This window comes from Rhizobium sp. ERR 942, from assembly GCF_007828395.1.
Classification (GTDB): Bacteria; Pseudomonadota; Alphaproteobacteria; order Rhizobiales; family Rhizobiaceae; genus Rhizobium; species Rhizobium dioscoreae.
Window position 1 is genome coordinate 1 of sequence record NZ_VIUA01000001.1, and the last position, 19372, is coordinate 19372.

The window sequence follows — 19372 nt, forward strand, 5'->3', positions numbered from 1 at the left end:
GCGGCTTACGCTGGTGACGCGGGGTGGAGCAGCCCGGTAGCTCGTCAGGCTCATAACCTGAAGGCCGCAGGTTCAAATCCTGCCCCCGCAACCAAGCTCTCCAAAATACATTAGATAGCGCTCGCGCGAAGACTGCTGCTCAGTGAACGGACTCGCTCGGCAGTGATGATCCATGCGCGGGAGTCGAAGAGCACGCCTTCGCAGGTCATATGCGCTTTCAGCAAATCACGTAGCCGCTGCAGTGGTTGGTCGGGTGCCTCGTTGGTGTGCATGAGTGCGTCCTTGACCATATAGAGGCCGGCAAGGGCATCGAGGGCGGCCTCGACATTTGCTCCATAAAACACTGGTTCCTTCACCTCGGTGAAGTCGATCGAGGTGAAGCCGGCAGCGCTTAGCAGCTCTTTGGCTCTGGTGGGATCGCCAAGCGAAAACGGCTTGCCGGCATTTTCTGGAATTGCGTTTCCCGGAGCCAGCGCATGCCTGATGGCGCTGGACCATTCGTTGCGCTCCTGGCTTTGCCATACCATCCAGGCGATGCGTCCACCCGGGCGGATTGCTTGGGCGATGTTGGCGAATGCCACCGGCGGATCGGCAAAGAACATAACGCCGAACCGGCTGATGCATAGGTCGAAGCCGGCTGCTGGAAAGTCGTGGTTTTGAGCGTCACCCAGCTCGAAGCTGACGTTGCGCAACCCCGCCTCAGCGCTACGCTGGCGGGCAATCTCTAGCATCTCGGCGGAAGTGTCCACGCCGACCGCGCTGCCTTGTGTTGCGGCAAGAGCTGCTTCGCGGGTAGTCTGCCCAGCGCCGCAGCCGATATCGAGTACACGGTCATGCGGCCGAACGCCGGCGGCGGCTCGCAAATGCCGGTTATGCCGTGATAGTTCAGCGTCGTAAAAATCAGCACATTGCAGCACTACAAGCCTCCCCTGTCTCGCCTCGATCTCCATCGGGCGCAGTTCTTGCAAGATCTTCCAACAGCTCCAACGGCATTATTCCCACGCAATTCCGAATGGAAAACTGCTGAGCGCTTTTCTGGAACTGCTCTGACGGACGTCGATGACCGCGTTGCAGCTTCCTCATAAACTGATTGCATAATAAGATCAGTTATGCAATATCAATCCAGTTGCGATTTGCAATCGGATGGATTCTGTCATGGAAGAAACGAGATCATTCATCGCCACCGAGACGTCAATCGAGGTCAAGGGAGCGAGACTGCAGACCCAGGCTTTCGGTGATCCCTCCAGCCCGCCCATCATATTGATCATGGGGATGATGGCTTCGATGCTGTGGTGGCCGGAGGGGTTCTGCGAGGCGCTTGCCGCCCGTCAACGCTATGTGATCCGATATGACCAGCGCGATACAGGCCTTTCGACACATTATCCGCAAGGCGAGCCGTCTTATTCGTTCAGCGACCTTGCCGACGATGCCATCGCCATTCTCGACGGCTATGGATTGGAAACAGCGCATGTGGTGGGCATGTCGATGGGCGGCGTCGTTGCGCAGGAAGTCTCGTTGCGCCACTCTCGACGTGTTCGGACGCTCACGCTGATCAGCACATCACCGCTCGGCGTCGAGGGCTTGCCTTCCTCGACAAAGGCCTATCAAGAGCATTCCAGGTCTGCCGAAGCAATCGACTGGTCGAACCTCAAGGCCATTGCCGATTTTTTGCGTCGCGATACGGCCATGCTTGCCGGCACCCGGCACCCGCATGATCATGACGCTGCAAATGCCCTGATCGCCCGTGACATGGCCCGGGCACCGTCATTTGCGAGTGCTACGAACCATTTCACGCTCGTGAGCGAGGAAAGGCCCGAAAGACTTCAAGCTTCCGATATCAAGCTGCCGGTGCTTGCGATCCATGGCACGGCCGATCCGCTGTTTCCTGTAGGACACGGCGAGGCCTTCACCAAGGTCGTGCGAGATGCCCGGCTGCACCGGGTCGAGGGTGGAGGGCACGAAATCCACGAGCGCGATATTGACGAGATTGCGCAGGCCATCATCGATCACACGACCTGACAGGCGTCCGGCCCGACAGACGACCGGAAAGCAAGGCATGACCTCGCTTTCCGGTCTGTTGGAGATCAGCTTCTCGGCTTCAGGTTCTCTGCGTCGTAGAGCGGTTTGTAGCCGACGCCGGCGACTTCGACCGGGTAGGTTTCGCCGAAATATTCGACCTTCAGCTTGCGGCCTTCCTGGGCATAGGACCAGGGGAGATAGGCGAGCGCAATGTTCTTGCCGATGGTCGGGCCGTAGGCGATCGAGGTGGTGAAGGAGCGGCGGCCGAGCTCGTCGACCAGGGTTTCGCCGGTTTCGGGATCCATGACCGGCAGGATGCCGACGGGGTAGCGGGCCACGCCGTTGGAGTCGATATTGTCGGTCATCACAAGCGTGCAGAGCATGGCCGGCTGATGCTCGCGGGCGCGGTATTCGAGGTGCTTCGCCTTGCCGCGGAAATCGGCCTCCTTGACCTTCGGGCGGGCGAGATCGGCTTCGAGAAGATTATATTCCGTCAGCAGGTCGGCATTCTGCAGGCGCAGGCTCTTTTCCATGCGGCGGCTGTTGGCATAGGTCTCGACGCCGACGGCAATGGCGCCGGTCGAACGCAGCGCATCCCAGACCGCCAGCGCATCACCATAGGCCATGTGCAGTTCCCAGCCCTGTTCGCCGACATAGGAGATGCGGAAGGCCGTGACGTTCTTGCCGGCGATGCGGATCTGCCTGATCGCGGCGAAGGGGAAGTTCTCGTGCGAAAGGCTTTCCGGGTTTTCGACGACCTTCTGCAGGTTGGTGCGGGCATTCGGTCCCCAGATACCGATCGTGACATAGCGTTCGGTGACGTCGGTGATGGTGACGTCAAAGCCCTTGTCCTGGGCAACGCGGCGCATGTAGTGGAAATCGCGCGGGCCGGCATCGGCGCCGTCGATCAGGCGGCAACGGTCGGCCATGCGGATGACGGTAAAATCGGCCCGCACCATGCCCTCGTCGTCGAGGAAGTGGGTGTAGATGCCCTTGCCGATATTGGCATCGCCACCGATCTTGGCCGCACAGAGCCATTCCAGCAGCTCGACATGATCGGGGCCCTCGATGTCGTACATTGCGAAATGCGAGAGGTTGATGATGCCGCAATCTTCGCTGAGCGCCAGATGCTCGGCATTGGAGACGCGCCAGAAATGGCGGTTATCCCATTCGTTTTCGCGCACGGGGATGCGATCGCCATATTTTTCCAGCAGGTGCTCGTTGGCGGCATAGCCATGCGCACGCTCCCAGCCGCCAAGCTCCATGAAGTAGCCGCCGAGCTCCTTTTCGCGCTCATAGAAGGGCGAGCGGCGGATGTTGCGGCCGGTCGCGTAGGGCTCGCGCGGATGGACGGCGGGATTATAGATCTTCTGCGCGGCCTCGGTGCAGCGGCCTTCGATGAACTTTTCTTCCAGCATATGCGGGTAGAAGCGGGAATAATCGATCCTGTTGTGATCGATCGGCGTGCGGCCGTCGGTCATCCAGTCGGCGACCAGTTTGCCGAAGCCCGGGCCGTCCTTCACCCAGATGGCGACGCAATACCAGAGCCCGCGGACCTTCTGGCTTTCGCCGACGGATGGGCCGCCATCGGTAGTGACCTGCAGAAGGCCGTTGAAGGAATGGCCTTCATTATAGCCGAGTTCGCCGAGGATTGGCGTCAGTTCCATGGCGCGCTCGAGCGGCTCGATGATCTGCTCCATGTCGAGATCGCGTTGTGAAGGGGAGAGGCGGGCCTCGTGCTTTTCAAGGAGATCGCGGGGATGGCAGAGGCGCGGGTTCTTCTCTTCGTAGTAGCCCCATTCGATCTGGCCGCCTTCGGCGGTCTTCGGGTCGCCGGTGTCGCGCATATAGGCGGAGTTGCCCTGGTCGCGCATCAGCGGGAAGCCGATTTCCTTGCCGGTATTGGCGAATTCATTGTAGGGGCCGAAGAAGGTCAGCGGATGGTCGACCGGCATGACCGGCAGGTCCTCGCCGACCATTTCGGCGATCAGGCGGCCCCAGAGACCGGCGCAGACGATCACATATTCGGCTTCGATCGTGCCGCGATGGGTGACGACGCCGCTGATGCGGCCGTCCTTGACGATCAGCGACTGGGCCGGCGTATTGGCGAAGGACTGCAGCTTGCCGCTCTTTTCGCCCTGGTCGATCAACTTGCCGGCAACGGTCTGCGAACGGGGAATGACGAGGCCGGCATCCGGGTCCCACATGCCGCCCTGAACCATGCTTTCCTCGATCAGCGGGAATTTTTCCTTGATCTCGGCAGGCTCGATCAGGCGGGCGCGTGTGCCGAAGGCCTTGCCCGAGGTGACCTTGCGCTTGATTTCGGCCATGCGGTCATCATCGCCGACGCGCGCAACTTCCAGGCCGCCGACGCGGGCATAGTGGCCGAGCTTATCGTAGAAATCGATGGAATAGAGGGTCGTCCAGCAGGAAAGGAAATCATGGCTCGTCGTGTAGCAGAAGTCGGAGGCGTGCGCCGTCGAGCCGATATCCGTCGGGATGCCTGATTTGTCGATGCCGACAATATCGTCCCAGCCGCGCTCGATCAGATGGTGGGCGATCGATGCGCCGACGATACCGCCGAGACCGATGATGACGACCTTCGCCTTTTGAGGAAATACTGCCATTGCGTGCGACCCTGATTGATATTGAATACGGATTTTATGACGTGTGCGGCGGCGACCAGAGCCTGTCTACGACATATTGAAGATGCTTGCACGACGACCGTCACGCTGTCCCGTCTGGAATGGTTGGGTTTGTTGGCGACATATGATCAGGAGAACTGTCGCAAAGGCGACTTTGTGACAACCGGAAAGTTGCTGCCGCATTATTGCGGGATGGATTGCATCATGATCTCGCGGCGCAAGACCGGGCCTTCCTCGCCGAAATAGGTGGTCAGCAGCTTGGCGAAATCATCCGACTGGTAGATCTCGGTCAGCGTTTGATCAACGAGCAGGCGGAAGGCGGAGTCATCCTGCCGGAGGGCGATGCCATAAGGCTCATGTGTGAAGAGACGGTTGCCGATGGCGAGCGTGGAGGGATTGCGGGCATGAGAAGCGAGATCGAAGAGCAGGGCGCGATCGGCAAAATAGGCATCGATCTTATGGTTTTCGAGCGCGACCAGGCCGTCCTGATGCGTAGCGAAATCGGCGATCCGCGTCTTCGGCACGTCGGAGCCCAGCGCTTCGCGCAGGGTCGCGCCCGTCGTCGTGTCGGCGCGAACGCCGATCGTGCTCGTTGCGGGGGCGGGCTTGGCGGAGACTTGCGCCAGCCGCTTGTCGAGGAACAAAGCCATCAGATAATCGGGCGAATCCTTGCGCAGCAGGGCGCTTGCGCCGGTGATGAAGATCGGCTGCGAGAAGTCGACGCTTTGACGTCGTCCGAGATTGATGGTGATGGCGCCGCAGAGAAGGTCGACCTGGCCGCTTTTGACTGCATCGAAGCCATCGGCAAGCGTGGTTTCGACATAGTCCCGTTTCAGATTGGCGACGTTGGTACCGACAGCATCGGCGATCTTGTTGCAAAGGTCGATGGCATAGCCCGTTGGGTTGCCGTCCTTCTTCTTGAAGGAGAAGGGTTCTTCGTCGCTGATATAGCCGATGCGGATCGTGCCCTTTTGCGCGATAGTGTCGAGTGTCTGTGCGGCCACCGCCGTATAGGCAGACATGCCTAGGAGAATGCCTGCCAGAACCAGTCGTCTCATGCAGTTTGCCGGCATGATCCCGATCTCCAAAAGAAAAATGGGCAATCGCAAGGGCTTAGGCGCAGATTATGGGCTGGCAGGTTTTTGTCAACGATGGATTGTTCCCGGTGGTTAGTGATCGAGCACGAGTGGCGCAAGGCTCCTGTTCGATTACGAGGCCTATCTGGAGAAGGCGTGACGATCCGCCCAGTCGGAAATCGCTGACGCGATGGCCTTCGGCTGATCTTCCGGCGCATTGTGCCTGGCCGGCCCGCAATTCCTGATCTCGAGGTCGGCTATATTCTCCCGGCACCAGGCGGTCATCACCTCGCTGATCAGCAATGTCTCTGCCGGTCCTTCGAAGGTCAGCAGTAGCTTCGGGACATCAGCGCTTTGTGCCAGCCAGGCGTCATAAGCTTCGATGCGCTTGATCACGTCGGCCGGTTCTCCTTCGATTGGCATCGAGCGGGGCCAGGCGAGCAGCGGTCGTCGGCTGTCGCGCGTCGGATAGGGTGCCGCGTAGACGGCATGATCCTCTTCGCTGAGGCCGTTGAGAACGGTAACCTTCAATGCCTGCTCGATGAAGAAATTCTCGTCCAGCACTTTGGTCTCACCGATACCAGGCGACCGGAGCGCTTCAAAACGAGGACGCGCGCCCGGAAAATCGTCCCAGGTCATCGGCCGGACGATCGTTTCCATGAAGGCGATGCCGCGCACGCGCTCTGGGTGGCGAGCTGCCCAATCGAATCCGAGCGCACCGCCCCAATCGTGGCCGACGAGCACGACATCGTCGAGCGCCAGGGCGTCGAACCAGGCGTCGAGATAGCGGGCGTGATCGTGGAAGCTGTAGGCAATATCCGGTTTGCCGGAGCGGCCCATGCCGATGAGGTCAGGCGCCAGACGACGGCCCGGCGTGGTGACGCCAGGCGACACATTTCGCCAGAGGTAAGATGAGGTGGGATTGCCATGCAGGAACACGAAAGGCGTTCCCGTTCCCGTGTCCTGATGGAAAATGGTTGAATCCAGCACGTTGAGCGAGGGCATGCGGGTATCCTTTCCTTGGTAAGAATGGTAAGGTACCTGTCTATCTACCATAGTAGTCAGGTGCCTGTCTATATTCATGAAAGAGCCTATTTCCCCCCATCTGTCGCTGGGCCTGCTTTTGCGGCTCGTTCATCAGCATTATGCGCAGGCTGTCGATGCCGCGCTGGAGGAGGCCGGCTTCCGTGACATCCGCCCGCCGCATTCCAATGTCTTCACCTTCGCGCGTCCGGAAGGCATCCAGGTGAGCGAACTCACCAAGCTCGCCCATGTGCGCAAGCAGACGATGACCCAGGCGGTGGAGGAACTGGAGCGCCTGGGTTATGTCGAACGGCGACCGGATCCGAACGACCGGCGCGCGCGGCTGGTGTTTCTGACCGAGCGCGGCAAGGGTGTGCGGCCGGTCGCCATGGCCGCGGGCAAGATGGTGGAGCAGCGTTGGTCCGACATGGCCGGTTCGGGCGAAATCGAAGTGATCAGGCAGGGATTGCAAAATCTGCTGGAGACGCTGCGTGGTGGCGAAAAAGGTAGCGAACAGCCGTCCGACGATGCCGGCGCCTAAAGCAATTGCGGGAAAAATGCGCAGCGGTTTTCCGTCCGGGATTGCGTGAAAACAAAGGGATAGAGCGGCTCAGAGATTCCGTGAAAAACTGAACCGCTCTAGCGGCTCCTGTTGCTCGCCGTGATCCGGGCGGGCGACGCATCACGAAGAGTTTCGGTGCCCTGTCGGAATTTATGGCCTATCTCTCTTCCACCACCGTCAATCCAAGAGGACGTCGATGCAGGAGAGGAACTCGATCAGAAAAACAAGCGGCAGGGTTGGCAAGACAAGCTTTGCATTCGGTGCGGGTTTTGCAATCCTATGCATAGGCTTCAGTTCTGCGCTGATCTCGCCGGCAGCCGCCCAGACGATCATCGATGACTGGCAGAAGGTGAAGCCGCCGGCGGCGCCGGAGCTGAAGGAGGTTACCGTCGATCCGAAGACGACGGCGCTTCTGATCCTTGATTTCAATGGCGCACAGGACCCGACCAAAGGGCCGTGCAATGCAAAAATCAAGCCGCGTTGTCTGGCGTCCGTCCCCAAGGTCAAAACTCTGCTCGATCAGGCGCGCGCCAAGGAGATGCTCGTCGTCTTCAGTCTGGCCGGCGCTGGCGAGGCGCAGGATATCGCAACGGCGCTGGCGCCTCTGGCGAGCGAACCGATCGTCAAATCCGGCCCGGACAAGTTTATCGGCACCAACCTGCGCAGCATTCTTTCCGACAAAGGCATCAAGACCGTCATCGTCACGGGTACGGCCTCTGAGGGCGCGGTGCTCGATACGGCAACGGATGCCGCATTGAATGGTATGAATATCGTGCTGCCTGTCGACGGCATGTCATCGACAGAGCTCTATGGCGAGCAATATGTCGCCTGGCACATGGTCAATGCGCCCGGCGTCTCCCAGAAGACGACGCTGACCAGCATCGACAGGATCAAGTTCTGATCTCCGGATCGGATAGCGGCATCCCGCTCGTGATGCCAACGGGATGTCGCCATCAATCGATTACACCAGGGCTTCCTCGAACAGGTTCAGCAGCCGCTTCCAATGCCTTTCGGCGCCGGTCTCGTCATAGACGCCATGATCCGGCACGGTCCATCCATGTGCCATTCCGACATAGTTTTCGATGGTGTGATCGACGCCGCCAGTGCGGAGCGCCTCGGCAAGACGCGCCGATTGTTCCGGCGGAAAGCTGTTGTCGACGCCGGCGACGCCGATATAGATGCGCGCCTTGATATTGGCGGCGAGTCGGTGCGGGCTGTCTTCCGCGTCGCTCGCAAGATTGCCGCCGTGGAAGCTTGCGGCTGCCGCGATGCGATCGGGATAAGAGGCAGCGGCAGTCAGCGCGCGGCCCCCGCCCATGCAATAGCCTACAACGCCGGCCGCACCTTTTGCTCCGGCAGCTGAGAGAGCGTCGAGGAAGGCGGCACTATCGACTTTGGTCATTTCCTGCGTCGTGCCGCGCAGCATCGTCATGATCGTTTCACGGGAGGCCGGATTGCCAAAGGCACCGCCGTCGAAGGGGCCATAGGCGCCGAAGCGATAGAAGAGATCGGGAAGCAGCACGATATAGCCGGCATCAGCCAGCCGCTGCGCCATGCCATCGAGCGCCGCGCGCGGACCCATGGCATCCATATAGAGTATCACGCCATGCTCGGCTGACGCGCCATTCTCGGGGCGGAATATGGCGGCTTTGGCGGTGCCCTCGGCCGTCTTGATTTCGATATCCTGTTTCATCGTCGTTTCCCTTGCGATCTCATTATGGGCTGATGTCCCCGCGGCACATACCACTTTGGCAAACGATATATAGACCCTCAAGATCATGGTTCTTCGAAAAGGCCGAGACCATCAATCAACATCTCTTGAGTTTCGGCGCTTGTCGTCTGTGACATAGTATCGCCAGTAATGACGTCTATGCGACGATCCCCTTGGAGGATGTGATTTCATGTCTTTTCGCCAGATGGTTCCCGGCCTGGCGCTGGCCCTTTCGCTGCTATCGGCAACAGCGTCCGCCGCTCCGCCCGAGCAAGGTCATGGCACGCCTGCAAGCGCCGGTGGCGTGCTCTCGCTCCTGCCGCCTGATGCGGTGAGCGATCATGTGCTGAATGCCGATGGCAAGACCATTCCCTACACGGCGACAGCCGGAACGCTCGATCTTTTCGGCCAGGATGGTCAGCGCAGTGCCGCGATCTTCTACACTGCCTATGTCGCCAAGAACCGCGATACGAGCCGCCCCGTGACCTTCGTGTTCAATGGCGGGCCGGGCGCGGCTTCGGCCTTCCTCAATCTCGGGCTCGTCGGCCCACGCATCGTCGATTTCGGCGCAGACGGGCGCGATGGCGCCCATGCCAAGCTGGTCGACAATCCGCAAAGCTGGCTCGAATTTACCGATCTCGTGCTGATCGATCCGATCGGTACCGGCTGGAGCCGCACTGCCAAGCCCGATGATCAGAATGATTTCTATAGCGTCGACAGCGATGCCGAAAGCCTTGCTAAGGCGATTGCCCTCTACGTCGCCCATAACAGCCGGGCGGCATCGCCGAAATATATTCTCGGGGAGAGCTATGGCGGATTTCGTTCGATCAAGGTTGCCAACAGCCTGCGCGAGGATCAGGGCATTCTGATTTCCGGCGTCGTGATGCTGTCGCCCCTGCTGGAGGGCCGGTTCGTCTTTGGCGGCGGTGAGGATGCGCTTGGCGCAGCCTTGCAACTGCCGTCGCTGGCGGCGGCCGAGCTGGAACGGCAAAATGCCTTCAGCGAGAAGGCGGTTCAGGATGCGGAGGCGTTTGCCCTAAACGAATATCTGCCAGCCCTTGCAGGGCGCCCGCCCTCGGGAGATGCCGGCCAAGCCTTCTATGGGCGCGTGGCGAAGCTGGCCGGCATACCGCAGGATGTCGTCGCCAAGAACCAGGGCTTTCTCGGCGGGGTCTATCGCAAGCATTCCGATGGCGATGGGGCGGATGTGGCGAGCGCTTATGATGCTTCCTTCCTGGCGCCCGACCCCTATCCGCAGTCGGAGGCCGAGCATGGCGGCGATCCGGTTCTGGATGGCTTCGTCCGCGCCTATGGTGGTGCCTTTTCCGGCTATGCCCGTGACGAGTTGGGCTTCCATACCGACATGACCTACACACTGCTGTCCTCATCCGTGAACAGGGAATGGAAATGGGGTGGGCGCAATGGCGGCTCGCGCGGGACCGCCGGTGTTGGCGATGATCTCAAAGAGCTGCTGTCGCTCTCGCCATCATTCCGGGTGATGATCGGGCAGGGTTACAGCGATCTCGTCATTCCCTTCGGCGTGAACAAATATGTGCTCGACCATATGCCACCCGCTTTTGCGGATCGCATGGAGATGAAGCTCTATCGCGGCGGCCATATGTTCTACACGCGGCCAGCGTCGCGCGAGCAGTTCACGGGCGATGCCAAGTCGTTTTATACAGGGCAGGTCAAGGCGGTGCCGACACCGCAATCGAACTGACCGCCATGCGGGGCTCTACCTGGAATGCGGCGGCGTTGGCTGGCCTTCATCTGTTTCTCGCAACCATGGCCTTGATGGTTTCAAAGAGTTCGTCCTTTGCCTGCTGCGGGCTGATATCCCCCGTCGTCGCGGCATAGGACAGGGCTTCGGCCGCACCCAGCATCGCCCAGAGGCCCGCCGATGCAATGGAACCGGTAGTAGCGAAGGGAGCAAGCAGCGCACGGCACTTCTCGAGGAAGGCCGTTTCATATTCGCGCTTGATTTTTTCAAGCTCCGGCGAGCCCGCGAGCGCGGCGATAATGCCGGGTATTTCGCGCCCCTGCAGCAGCACGCAATCGACATAGGAGGCCGCTATCACCTCCGCCCGACCTGCCAGTGTCGGGGTGCTTGCATCAAGCGCCTTGTCCATCACCTCCGTCTGCCTGATATCGAACTCGCGATAGAGGGCGGCCAGCAGGCCGGAACGGGTGACAAAATGGTCGTAAACCACGGGTTTCGTCACGCCGGCGCGCTCCGAAAGCCGGCCCAATGTCAGGGCTTCCGTTCCCTCTTCGCCGATGATTTGCCAGGCAACCTGAATGAGCTGCCGGTAGCGCTCCTCCCGCGTCAGCCGGCTGCGGGACTCCGGTTTCTTTGTCTGCATGCTTGACATCGCTATATACCAAAAGTAACTTACTAAAAGTATATAAGACTGAGCCGCCGCTCACAACGTGTCAGCAGGAGTTTTGCACATGCACGCGCTTATTGTCGTCGCCAATCCGAATTCGGCTTCTTTCAGCCACAGCGTCGCGGCCAAAGTCGCCGAGGGTGTAACGGCTTCGGGCGCTACATTCGAAATCGCGGATCTTACGGCGGAAGGTTTTGATCCGAGGTTCAGCGCTGCCGATATTGCCGCCCATCTCAGAGAAGGACCATCGCCCGAGGATGTCGCTGCCGAGCAAGCGCGGATCGGTCGCGCGGATGCACTGGTGCTCGTCTATCCCGTCTATTGGTGGTCCATGCCCGGGCTTCTCAAGGGATGGATCGACCGGGTGTTCAGCAATGGCTGGGCCTATGACGACATACCGGGTAACGGAACGATCAAAAGATTACGCCATCTTCGCGTCCATCTGATCGCCATCGGCGGTGCGACCATGCGCACCTATGCGCGCCACGGCTATTTCGGCGCCATGAGGACGCAGATCGATCATGGAATTTTCGGATATTGCGGCGCTCCCGTCGCGACCTCCGAACTGCTCTTGACGGAAGCGCAGGATATGAGTCCCCATCTCGACACCGCCCGCGCCATCGGGCAAAATCTCTTTGCTGTTTCGCGATCGACGAAGGCGGCGGATGCGGCCTAATCGTGCTGCTGCAGTTGAAAGAGATGCTTGATGCGCGAGCTTAGCGAGGTCACGTGAGCGCCATGGCCGAGCATATCGGCATTGGCGAAGAGATGCTGCTCCGCCTCGATGCGTTTTGCTAGAATGGCGCCGAGCTCTTCGGCAAGGGTCGGCCGATCGTGCAATAGCGGCGCCAGACATTCCTCGCCGATTTCGTAGGTGACGACAAAGGTCAGGGCGCGAACCGTCCCGACTTCACCCGACCCCATCAGCAGCCCGTTCTCCCCGAAATAATCCCCTGGCGCAAGGCGCGTCAGCTCGATCTGGCGATGTCCTTCGCGGCGGGTGATGCTGACGACGCCCGAGCGGACGATCGTGAGTGCCCGCATGCGAGCATCCTGTTCGGCGATGATGGCATCCTTGCGATAGGTCCGGCGCTGCATATGCGATGCCAGATGTTCCTTTTCATCCTCGGTCAGCGAAGAGAACAGGGGGATATTGCTGACAAGCCGCCAAGGCGTTCCGGGTGCATGTTGCTTCTCGTCGGCCGTCTCAGGTTTTTGCTCCATCGGAAGCATGATCGTGCCGGGGGGATCGGCGAATTTCAAGTTCGCCGCCTTGGCGTGGCGAAATAGCAGATCATAGATCTCGTTCTTTGCGGCTTGTGTCAGCGACATATCGCGCACGCGAAAGGACAGCTGCAGTTCGATCGCCTGCCCATCGATGGAATTGATGGCGACATTGGGTTCGGGGTTCTTCTGGATCGAATTGCAGCTGATCAAGACGTTTTGCATCACATCCGCGATGATGCGCGGTAGAGTGGTGGGCTGAATCCGAACGGTGACGGTGGCGCCATGGCTCTCGTCGGGCGCGGAGAGATTGGTCAACCGCGTCTTGGCAAGGATGCTGTTCGGAATGACGACCAGATCGTTGGTGCCGCTCAGCAATTGCGTGGCGCGCCAATTGGTTTCGACGACGCGGCCCTGGACATCATTTTCGAGCACGATCCAGTCGCCGACGGAGTAAGGGCGGCCGAGATTGAGAGCGATGCCGGAGAAGACATCACTCAGGGTGCTCTGCAAGGCAAGACCGAGAATGATGGCGAAGACGCCCGATGTCGCGATCAAGGTGCCGATGGGCACACTGAAAACATCGCCGACGATGGAGAGAATGGCCCCAAGATAGATGACGCCGACGATCAGATCCTGCAGCAGCCGGCCTTCGCGGGGCTTGCGCTCGAAAATCAGGAACAGCCGCACGCAGGCGATCAGTACCCAGGCACCATTGACCCACCAGACGATCTTGGCAAAGCCCGTGAAGGTGCGCAGCGTCACCGAGTCCTGCGGCGGGCTCGGCTCATAGGGCACGATGCCGTGATAGAACAAAAGTGCGGTCAGGCAGACGAAAAAGGCGACCTGACCGATCAGGCGGCCGGCCCGCTGACGACGCAGCATGACGCGGCTGACGAACGTGCCGACGACAACCAGAATGAAGAACTGGACGATCGGATCGCCAAGAAGTGCAATGGACATGGGGACTTGGTCGCACTCGGTCTTTCGGATGGGCGCTAAATTGGCACGAAAGAGGCCGCAGCGCCATATCTGGAAAAAGTATGATTAATTGACGCAGACGCCTTGATCTCAGGACGTGTACCTTGATAATTAGATGACGATTATCATCTTATATCTGTCATCCCGTCCTGCTATCTGCTCTCGCAGCGCAATCCCCGGCGCTCCGACATCATTAAGGAATACCCATGACACAGTCTTTCGAGATTCGCGGCGATCTGCTGATCGGCTCAGATTCCACCGGCGGCAACAGAACCGTGCGTGCCATCAACCCGGCAACCGGCGCAAGCTTGGAGCCGGCTTTTGCGATCGCCGGCGAGAGCGAAGTTGCCAAGGCGTGCGAACTGGCGGCGCAGGCGTTTGACGTTTACCGTGCGACCACTCCCGAACAGCGCGCAGCATTCCTCGAAAAGATTGCCGACAATATCATGGAAATCGGCGATGCACTGATCGAGCGGGCGACGGAAGAGACCGGCCTGCCGGTGGCGCGTCTGCAGGGTGAGCGCGCCCGCACCGTCGGCCAGTTGCGGCTCTTCGCACAGGTGGTCCGTGCCGGTGAATGGCTCGATCTGCGCGTCGATCCGGCCTTGCCGGAGCGCAAGCCGCTGCCGCGGCCGGACCTGCGTCTGCGCCAGATCCCGCTCGGTCCGGTCGCCGTCTTCGGCGCCAGCAACTTCCCGCTCGCCTTCTCGGTTGCTGGTGGTGATACGGCTTCGGCTCTTGCCGCCGGCTGCCCCGTCGTCGTCAAGGGTCACCTTGCCCATCCGGGGACGGGCGAGCTTGTCGGCCGCGCCATTCGCGCCGCCGTCGCCGCTTGCGGTCTGCCGGAAGGCACATTCTCGCTGCTGACCGGCGCCAACGAGACCGGTGCGGCGCTGGTGCGCGATCCCCGCATCAAGGCAGTCGGCTTCACCGGCTCGCGCGGCGGCGGTCTGGCGCTTGGCGCTATTGCCGCTGCCCGGCCGGAACCTATCCCGGTCTATGCCGAGATGAGCAGCGTCAATCCCGTCTTCCTCTTCCCGGCAGCACTTGCCGCGCGCGCCGAGGCGATCGGGACCGGCTTCATCGATTCCCTGACGCTTGGTGCCGGTCAGTTCTGCACCAATCCGGGCCTGCTTTTTGCAATCGAGAGCCCCGATCTCGACCGCTTCGTCCAGGCCGCAGGCGATGCGCTGAGCGGCCGTGCGCCCGCACCGATGCTGACACCAGGCATTCACGCCGCCTTCGACAAGGGCGTTGCGGCTTTGGCGGAACATGAGGCTGTCAAGACCGTCGCTCACGGCGCCCCGGCCGAAGGCGTCAACCGGAGCCCGGGCATCTTCTTCGAGACAGAAGCGGAGGAGTTCCTCGCCGACGAGCGTCTGGGCCACGAAGTTTTCGGCGCAGCAAGCCTTCTCGTGCGTTGCAAAGACGTCGATCAGATGATCGCCGTTGCGGAAAAGCTCGAGGGCCAGCTGACCGCGACGCTGCAGGTCGAAGCGGATGACTATGCGACGGCCGCCAAGCTGGTGCCGGTGCTGGAGCGCAGGGCTGGGCGCATCCTCGCCAATGGCTGGCCGACCGGTGTCGAAGTCTCCCATGCCATGGTGCATGGCGGGCCTTTCCCGGCGACCTCGGACAGCCGCACGACCTCGGTCGGCACGCTCGCCATCCGCCGCTTCCTGCGCCCGGTCTCCTATCAGGATCTGCCGGAAGGTTTGCTGCCGGCTGAGCTGCGTGACGATGGGGTGAAGTCGCTGCCGCATCTGCTGGATGGCGTGCGCAAGTAACTGATCAGAACCTCATCCGCCCTCGCCCTTCGAGGGGTCCTTCGGACCCTCCTCAGGGCAGGGCTATCGCATATGAGCGGAGATCGCCGCCGTCCCCTTCTCCCCAGCGGGGAGAAGGTGCCGCCAGGCGGATGAGGGGGTGCCTGCCAAGACCACAAAAATCCATGAATTCAAATCGATAACCCCCTCATCCGACCCTTCGGGCCACCTTCTCCCCAAGGGGAGAAGGAGCTTATGGTGCTCATCCGCCTCCATATGCGATAGCCCTGCTCCTCAGGGTGAGGGCTACTCTCTTCCACCAAACGCACCAAATAAAAATAGCTTCAGCATCATTGCTTCAGGCGAGCGGCTTGTTCCGCCCTCATCCTGAGGCGGGAGCGACTGAGCTTGGCGAAGGAGTGCCCCTCGAAGGACGAGGGTCGGCCCCAAAGCGCCACGCTAGGCACACAAAGCATATTCCAACCTCAAATCTCTGCGTAAACAATCCCTGTGAACGAGCCGGCATGATGCAGCAGTTCTCGCTCGCCCGAACCATCGAGGCTGGCGGAATAGAGATTGCCGCCGATGTCCGTGAAGAACATGCGGTTGTTGGGGAGATCGAGTGAGAGGCCGATGCCTTCGTCCAGGCCCTCGAGGACGACTTCGGAGGTTGCGGCGATATCGTTCATCGCTGCGCGGTTGACGGTATTGCCGCGCGGAAGATTGCCGCGGTCGGTCCAGTAGATCGTGCGAGTGGCGAGATCCAGTTCGAGGTCGATCGGTTCCGGCAGCTTGTCCAACAGAGTTTCGATGTCGCTGCGGCTGGTGGCGGTTTCTCCGGCAGGAATATTGATGCCGGCACGGAAGATGCGGCCGAGACCGGCATCCGGCGGTCCTTTCTGGGTCCAATAGATCTGGCCGAGTGGCAGATCGAGGGCAATGCCGACGCACCAGCGTTCAATATCGGCACTATCTTCCGGGCTGTCGCCGTTCTGCACAAGGGTTTCGATATCGCTGCCGTCGATATTGGCGCGCATGACGCGCATGCCTTCGCGGTCGCACCAATAGAGCTTGCCGTTGTCGCGGTCGAGCTGGATCTGCTTCGGCGTGACGAGCGTGCTGCCCGGCGGGATCAGCGTGATGTGGTTGCCGCCGTCGAGGTCCATGCGCTCGATGGAGCCATCATGGGCGTTGTAGTCGTTGCCCATCTCCGTCCAATAGATCCAGCCGTTCTCGCTGTCGACGAGAATGCCGTCTGGGCTGCGGCCCTGCCGCTGGACGATGAGCTTCAAATCGGTGCCGTCGATGGCGGAGGAGAGGATTCGTCCGTCGTTGATATCGAGGAAAAACAGTCTTTCGATCTTGTCGGTGGTGGAGGCAGGCGTCCGTGCTTCTGACATGAGAGCATCCTTTCGAGGGGCGGATCTGCGGATCACAGTGCGGCAATCATGGCATCGGTTGATGACAGCATCATTGGCGGCTGCGAGCGGGACGAGCATCTGCTGCGCTGCAGCAAAGATCAAGGGTCGGATTGTCGCGGTGCGCGCGGAGGGCTGTCAAATAAGTGTCATCGGCCTGATATAAATCCCCGACATTCCCTTAGGGCTGCACCAGTCGAGGGCTGACACCGAAGCCGGAGGTGATTGATATCATGTCGACGCTCCAGCAGGTCGCCTTTCGCGCCGGTTGTTCCGTTGCGACCGCCAGCCGGGTGATGAATCGCACCGGTCCGGTCAGCGACGAGATGGTACGGCGAGTGCGCCGGGCGGCGGCAGAGCTTGGCTATCGCGCCGGCAGTCGCAGCGCCAATGGCCGGCCGGCGATCGGCGTGCTCATTCCCAGCATCACCAATCCGGTTTTCGCAGCTTCGCTCTCGAGTATCCAGAACCGAGCCCTTCACGCGGGGCATAGCGTGCTGATCGCGCAATCGAACTACGATCCAGCACAGGAGGTCGATGCCGTCGCCTCGCTGCTCCAGCAGCAGCCGACTGGGTTGATCCTCACGCTCTGCGATCCCGAACGCAGTCTGGTCCTGTCATCCGCCCTCCCGCCGACCGTGCTGCTCGGAAATCTTCCGACCAGCCGCTTCACAGCTGCGGTCGCGACCGATAATTTCGGTGCAGGCCGGGACCTGACCGAGCACCTCCTGCAAAGGGGGCACCGCCGTATCCTGTTCATATCAGGCCACTTCGCGGCATCGGATCGAGCCAAGCTACGCTATCTCGGCTATATCAGGGCGATGGAAGGGGCGGGGCAACAGCCTCTCGATGCCCTGGAGATTTCCTTCGTGAATAGCCTGGAACAGCTCGATCTTTCGGATGCCGTTTCCCGGTTCGGTCCGACGGCGATCATTGCCTCCAACGATCTTCTGGCGCTCGGCGTCATGGGCGCGCTCCGGCGTCAGGGTCTTTCGATCCCGCGCGATATTTCTGTCGCCGGCTTCGACGGGATTTCCCTCGGTTTTCTGGGTGAGGTGTCCCTGACGACGGTGGAAATTCCGGATGGAACCATGGGTGCCGCTGCCGCCTCGCTGCTGCTCGATATGGCTGAGAATGCCGCGCCGCCGCGTCATCTGACCGTGCCCTATCGGCTGCGTTCCGGCGGAACGGTGCGCAATCTCACCCTCCAATCCTGACATACCTTTGCATATGAAAACGCCGCCTCTCGTTAAGAGGCGGCGCGGATGTTTCAGATGGGTTCGAAAGATCAGCTGCGTGGCAGCAGGCCCTCGACGTCGGAAGCGGCGTCGTCGAGCGCTTCCTTCGGCTCTGCCGAGCCATCGACGATGCGCGAGAGGTTGTCGACGATGGTCTGCGTGACCTTGACGCCGTTGGAGCCGGGGAAGGCGTACCAGGGAACCATGATCGACATTTGGCTGAGGCCGGCCTGGAACAGCGGGTTCTTCTTGTAGAAGTCGCCGAGATATTCGGCCGACTTGGCAGCAAGCTCATTGTTCGGAACATAGCCGGTACCGGGAACGACGACAGAGGCGCCATAGGGGCCGGCGGCGAACTTGGCGAACTTCCAGGCGGCTTCTTCCTTGACCGGGTCGTGGGTCAGGATGACGACGGCGTTGCCGCCCGTCGGCAGGCGGCCGTTGACCGGGTCGATCAGCGGTAGCTTGGCAGTGCGCAGGTCGAACTTGGCGCCGACATTCTTGATGGTGTTGACGAGCGCGCCGGTCGTCTGGAATTCGAAGCCGACCTTGCCCGCAGCAAAGGCCTGTTCGCCGGCAGCCTTGGTGAAGACCGGCATGCCGCCTTCCTTGACGAAGCGCTGGATCAGTTCGACGGCCTTCTGGCCCTCGGGACCGTTGAAGGCCACCTTCGTCTCGTCGTCGCTCAGCATCTTGCCGCCGGCGCCGAAGAGGAGGGCGGAGAACATCCAGTCGTCGCCCTGCCAGCGGAAGTCCATGCCGTCGACGCCGTTGCCGAGCGCCTTGATCTTGCCGGCAAGCGCGATGACCTCGTCCCAGGTCTTCGGCGGGTTGTCCGGGTTGCCGCCGGCAGCCTTCACCAGGTCGGCGTTGTAATACATGATCGGGTTGGACGTCGCGAAGGCGAGGCCGACCTGCTTGCCCTTGACCTGGGCGAGCTTCAGGATCGTGTCCGAGAAGCCTTGCTCGGCCATGTTGCCCTCTTTCTTGACGAGGGGGCCGAGATCGACGGCGACATTGCGCTCGTCGATCATGCGCAGACGGTTGAGGCCGATGAAGGTGACATCGGGCATCTCGCTGGTGCCGGCCTGGCGCAGGATGGTCTGGATGCCTTCCTCATAGGTGGCCGAGGGAGCGGCGAACTGGATCTTGATGTCGGGATTTTCCTCCATGAACTTCTTCGAGATCGTGTCCATCACGTTCTTGAAGAAGCCGGGCATGGGATAGTGAACCGTCAGGGTGGTTTCGGCATAGGCCGGGACCGACACGACCATGGAAATGGCCGCGGCGGCGAGAATCTGGGTGATATGCTTCATCGCTCG

At 60.8% G+C, this 19372-nt stretch carries 16 protein-coding genes and 1 tRNA gene; 8 read left to right on the forward strand and 9 right to left on the reverse strand.

Translation table 11 applies throughout. From position 1 onward, the window contains the following. The first annotated feature begins 17 nt into the window (after positions 1-17). A tRNA-Met gene (locus FBZ97_RS00005) sits at positions 18-94 on the forward strand. 16 nt (positions 95-110) lie between these two features. Here the strand turns inward: FBZ97_RS00005 and FBZ97_RS00010 are convergent. Continuing rightward, positions 111-950, reverse strand: coding sequence for a methyltransferase domain-containing protein (locus tag FBZ97_RS00010; protein WP_186449458.1), 840 nt, complete (start codon positions 948-950; stop codon positions 111-113). 205 nt (positions 951-1155) lie between these two features. Between FBZ97_RS00010 and FBZ97_RS00015 the strand changes: the two genes are divergently transcribed. Continuing rightward, positions 1156-2019 carry an alpha/beta hydrolase gene (locus FBZ97_RS00015; RefSeq protein ID WP_145315858.1) on the forward strand — a complete coding sequence of 288 codons (864 nt, stop codon included), beginning with the start codon at positions 1156-1158 and terminating at the stop codon, positions 2017-2019. Positions 2020-2084: 65 nt separating this feature from the next. Here the strand turns inward: FBZ97_RS00015 and FBZ97_RS00020 are convergent, their stop codons facing one another. The 3 genes from FBZ97_RS00020 to FBZ97_RS00030 all read right to left on the reverse strand — a co-directional run bounded on the left by FBZ97_RS00020 (position 2085) and on the right by FBZ97_RS00030 (position 6745). After that, positions 2085-4646, reverse strand: a complete 2562-nt coding sequence (locus FBZ97_RS00020) for an FAD-dependent oxidoreductase (protein ID WP_145315860.1) — start codon at positions 4644-4646, stop codon at positions 2085-2087. Positions 4647-4846: 200 nt separating this feature from the next. Beyond that, complete coding sequence (locus tag FBZ97_RS00025) at positions 4847-5737, reverse strand: amino acid ABC transporter substrate-binding protein (RefSeq protein WP_113354452.1); 891 nt, start codon at positions 5735-5737, stop codon at positions 4847-4849. A gap of 144 nt (positions 5738-5881) precedes the next feature. Continuing rightward, positions 5882-6745, reverse strand: coding sequence for a haloalkane dehalogenase (locus tag FBZ97_RS00030; RefSeq protein ID WP_145315862.1), 864 nt, complete (start codon positions 6743-6745; stop codon positions 5882-5884). A 76-nt stretch (positions 6746-6821) separates the two neighbouring features. On the opposite strand from FBZ97_RS00030, the gene FBZ97_RS00035 reads away from it, so the two are divergent. Then, positions 6822-7304, forward strand: a complete 483-nt coding sequence (locus FBZ97_RS00035) for a MarR family transcriptional regulator (protein ID WP_113354454.1) — start codon at positions 6822-6824, stop codon at positions 7302-7304. A gap of 217 nt (positions 7305-7521) precedes the next feature. Further along, positions 7522-8226: an isochorismatase family protein gene (locus FBZ97_RS00040; RefSeq protein WP_145315864.1), complete on the forward strand. Its 705-nt coding sequence runs from the start codon at positions 7522-7524 to the stop codon at positions 8224-8226. A gap of 60 nt (positions 8227-8286) precedes the next feature. On the opposite strand, the gene FBZ97_RS00045 is transcribed toward FBZ97_RS00040, so the two are convergent. Next, positions 8287-9018: a dienelactone hydrolase family protein gene (locus tag FBZ97_RS00045; RefSeq protein ID WP_145315866.1), complete on the reverse strand. Its 732-nt coding sequence runs from the start codon at positions 9016-9018 to the stop codon at positions 8287-8289. 208 nt (positions 9019-9226) lie between these two features. On the opposite strand from FBZ97_RS00045, the gene FBZ97_RS00050 reads away from it, so the two are divergent. After that, positions 9227-10756, forward strand: coding sequence for a carboxypeptidase (locus tag FBZ97_RS00050; protein ID WP_145315868.1), 1530 nt, complete (start codon positions 9227-9229; stop codon positions 10754-10756). A gap of 46 nt (positions 10757-10802) precedes the next feature. Here FBZ97_RS00050 and FBZ97_RS00055 read toward each other — a convergent pair whose 3' ends face one another. Further along, a complete protein-coding gene (locus FBZ97_RS00055; protein ID WP_145315870.1) occupies positions 10803-11408 on the reverse strand; it encodes a TetR/AcrR family transcriptional regulator in 606 nt (201 codons plus the stop codon). 79 nt (positions 11409-11487) lie between these two features. Here FBZ97_RS00055 and FBZ97_RS00060 point away from each other — a divergent pair, with 79 nt between their 5' ends. After that, positions 11488-12099, forward strand: coding sequence for an NAD(P)H-dependent oxidoreductase (locus FBZ97_RS00060; protein ID WP_145315872.1), 612 nt, complete (start codon positions 11488-11490; stop codon positions 12097-12099). Here FBZ97_RS00060 and FBZ97_RS00065 read toward each other — a convergent pair. Further along, complete coding sequence (locus FBZ97_RS00065) at positions 12096-13610, reverse strand: mechanosensitive ion channel family protein (protein ID WP_145315874.1); 1515 nt, start codon at positions 13608-13610, stop codon at positions 12096-12098. The two genes, FBZ97_RS00060 and FBZ97_RS00065, sit on opposite strands and share 4 nt — an antisense overlap. Before the next feature lie 224 nt (positions 13611-13834). On the opposite strand from FBZ97_RS00065, the gene FBZ97_RS00070 reads away from it, so the two are divergent. Next, positions 13835-15415, forward strand: coding sequence for an aldehyde dehydrogenase (NADP(+)) (locus FBZ97_RS00070; protein WP_145315876.1), 1581 nt, complete (start codon positions 13835-13837; stop codon positions 15413-15415). Between the two features lie 464 nt (positions 15416-15879). Here FBZ97_RS00070 and FBZ97_RS00075 read toward each other — a convergent pair whose 3' ends face one another. Then, a complete protein-coding gene (locus FBZ97_RS00075; RefSeq protein ID WP_113389325.1) occupies positions 15880-16794 on the reverse strand; it encodes a 3-hydroxyacyl-CoA dehydrogenase in 915 nt (304 codons plus the stop codon). A gap of 251 nt (positions 16795-17045) precedes the next feature. Here FBZ97_RS00075 and FBZ97_RS00080 point away from each other — a divergent pair, with 251 nt between their 5' ends. Then, positions 17046-18029 (forward strand): substrate-binding domain-containing protein, encoded by a 984-nt coding sequence (locus tag FBZ97_RS00080; RefSeq protein WP_145315878.1) that lies wholly within the window; start codon positions 17046-17048, stop codon positions 18027-18029. A 71-nt stretch (positions 18030-18100) separates the two neighbouring features. On the opposite strand, the gene FBZ97_RS00085 is transcribed toward FBZ97_RS00080, so the two are convergent. Beyond that, positions 18101-19366, reverse strand: coding sequence for an ABC transporter substrate-binding protein (locus FBZ97_RS00085; protein WP_113354461.1), 1266 nt, complete (start codon positions 19364-19366; stop codon positions 18101-18103). Positions 19367-19372 lie beyond the last annotated feature (6 nt).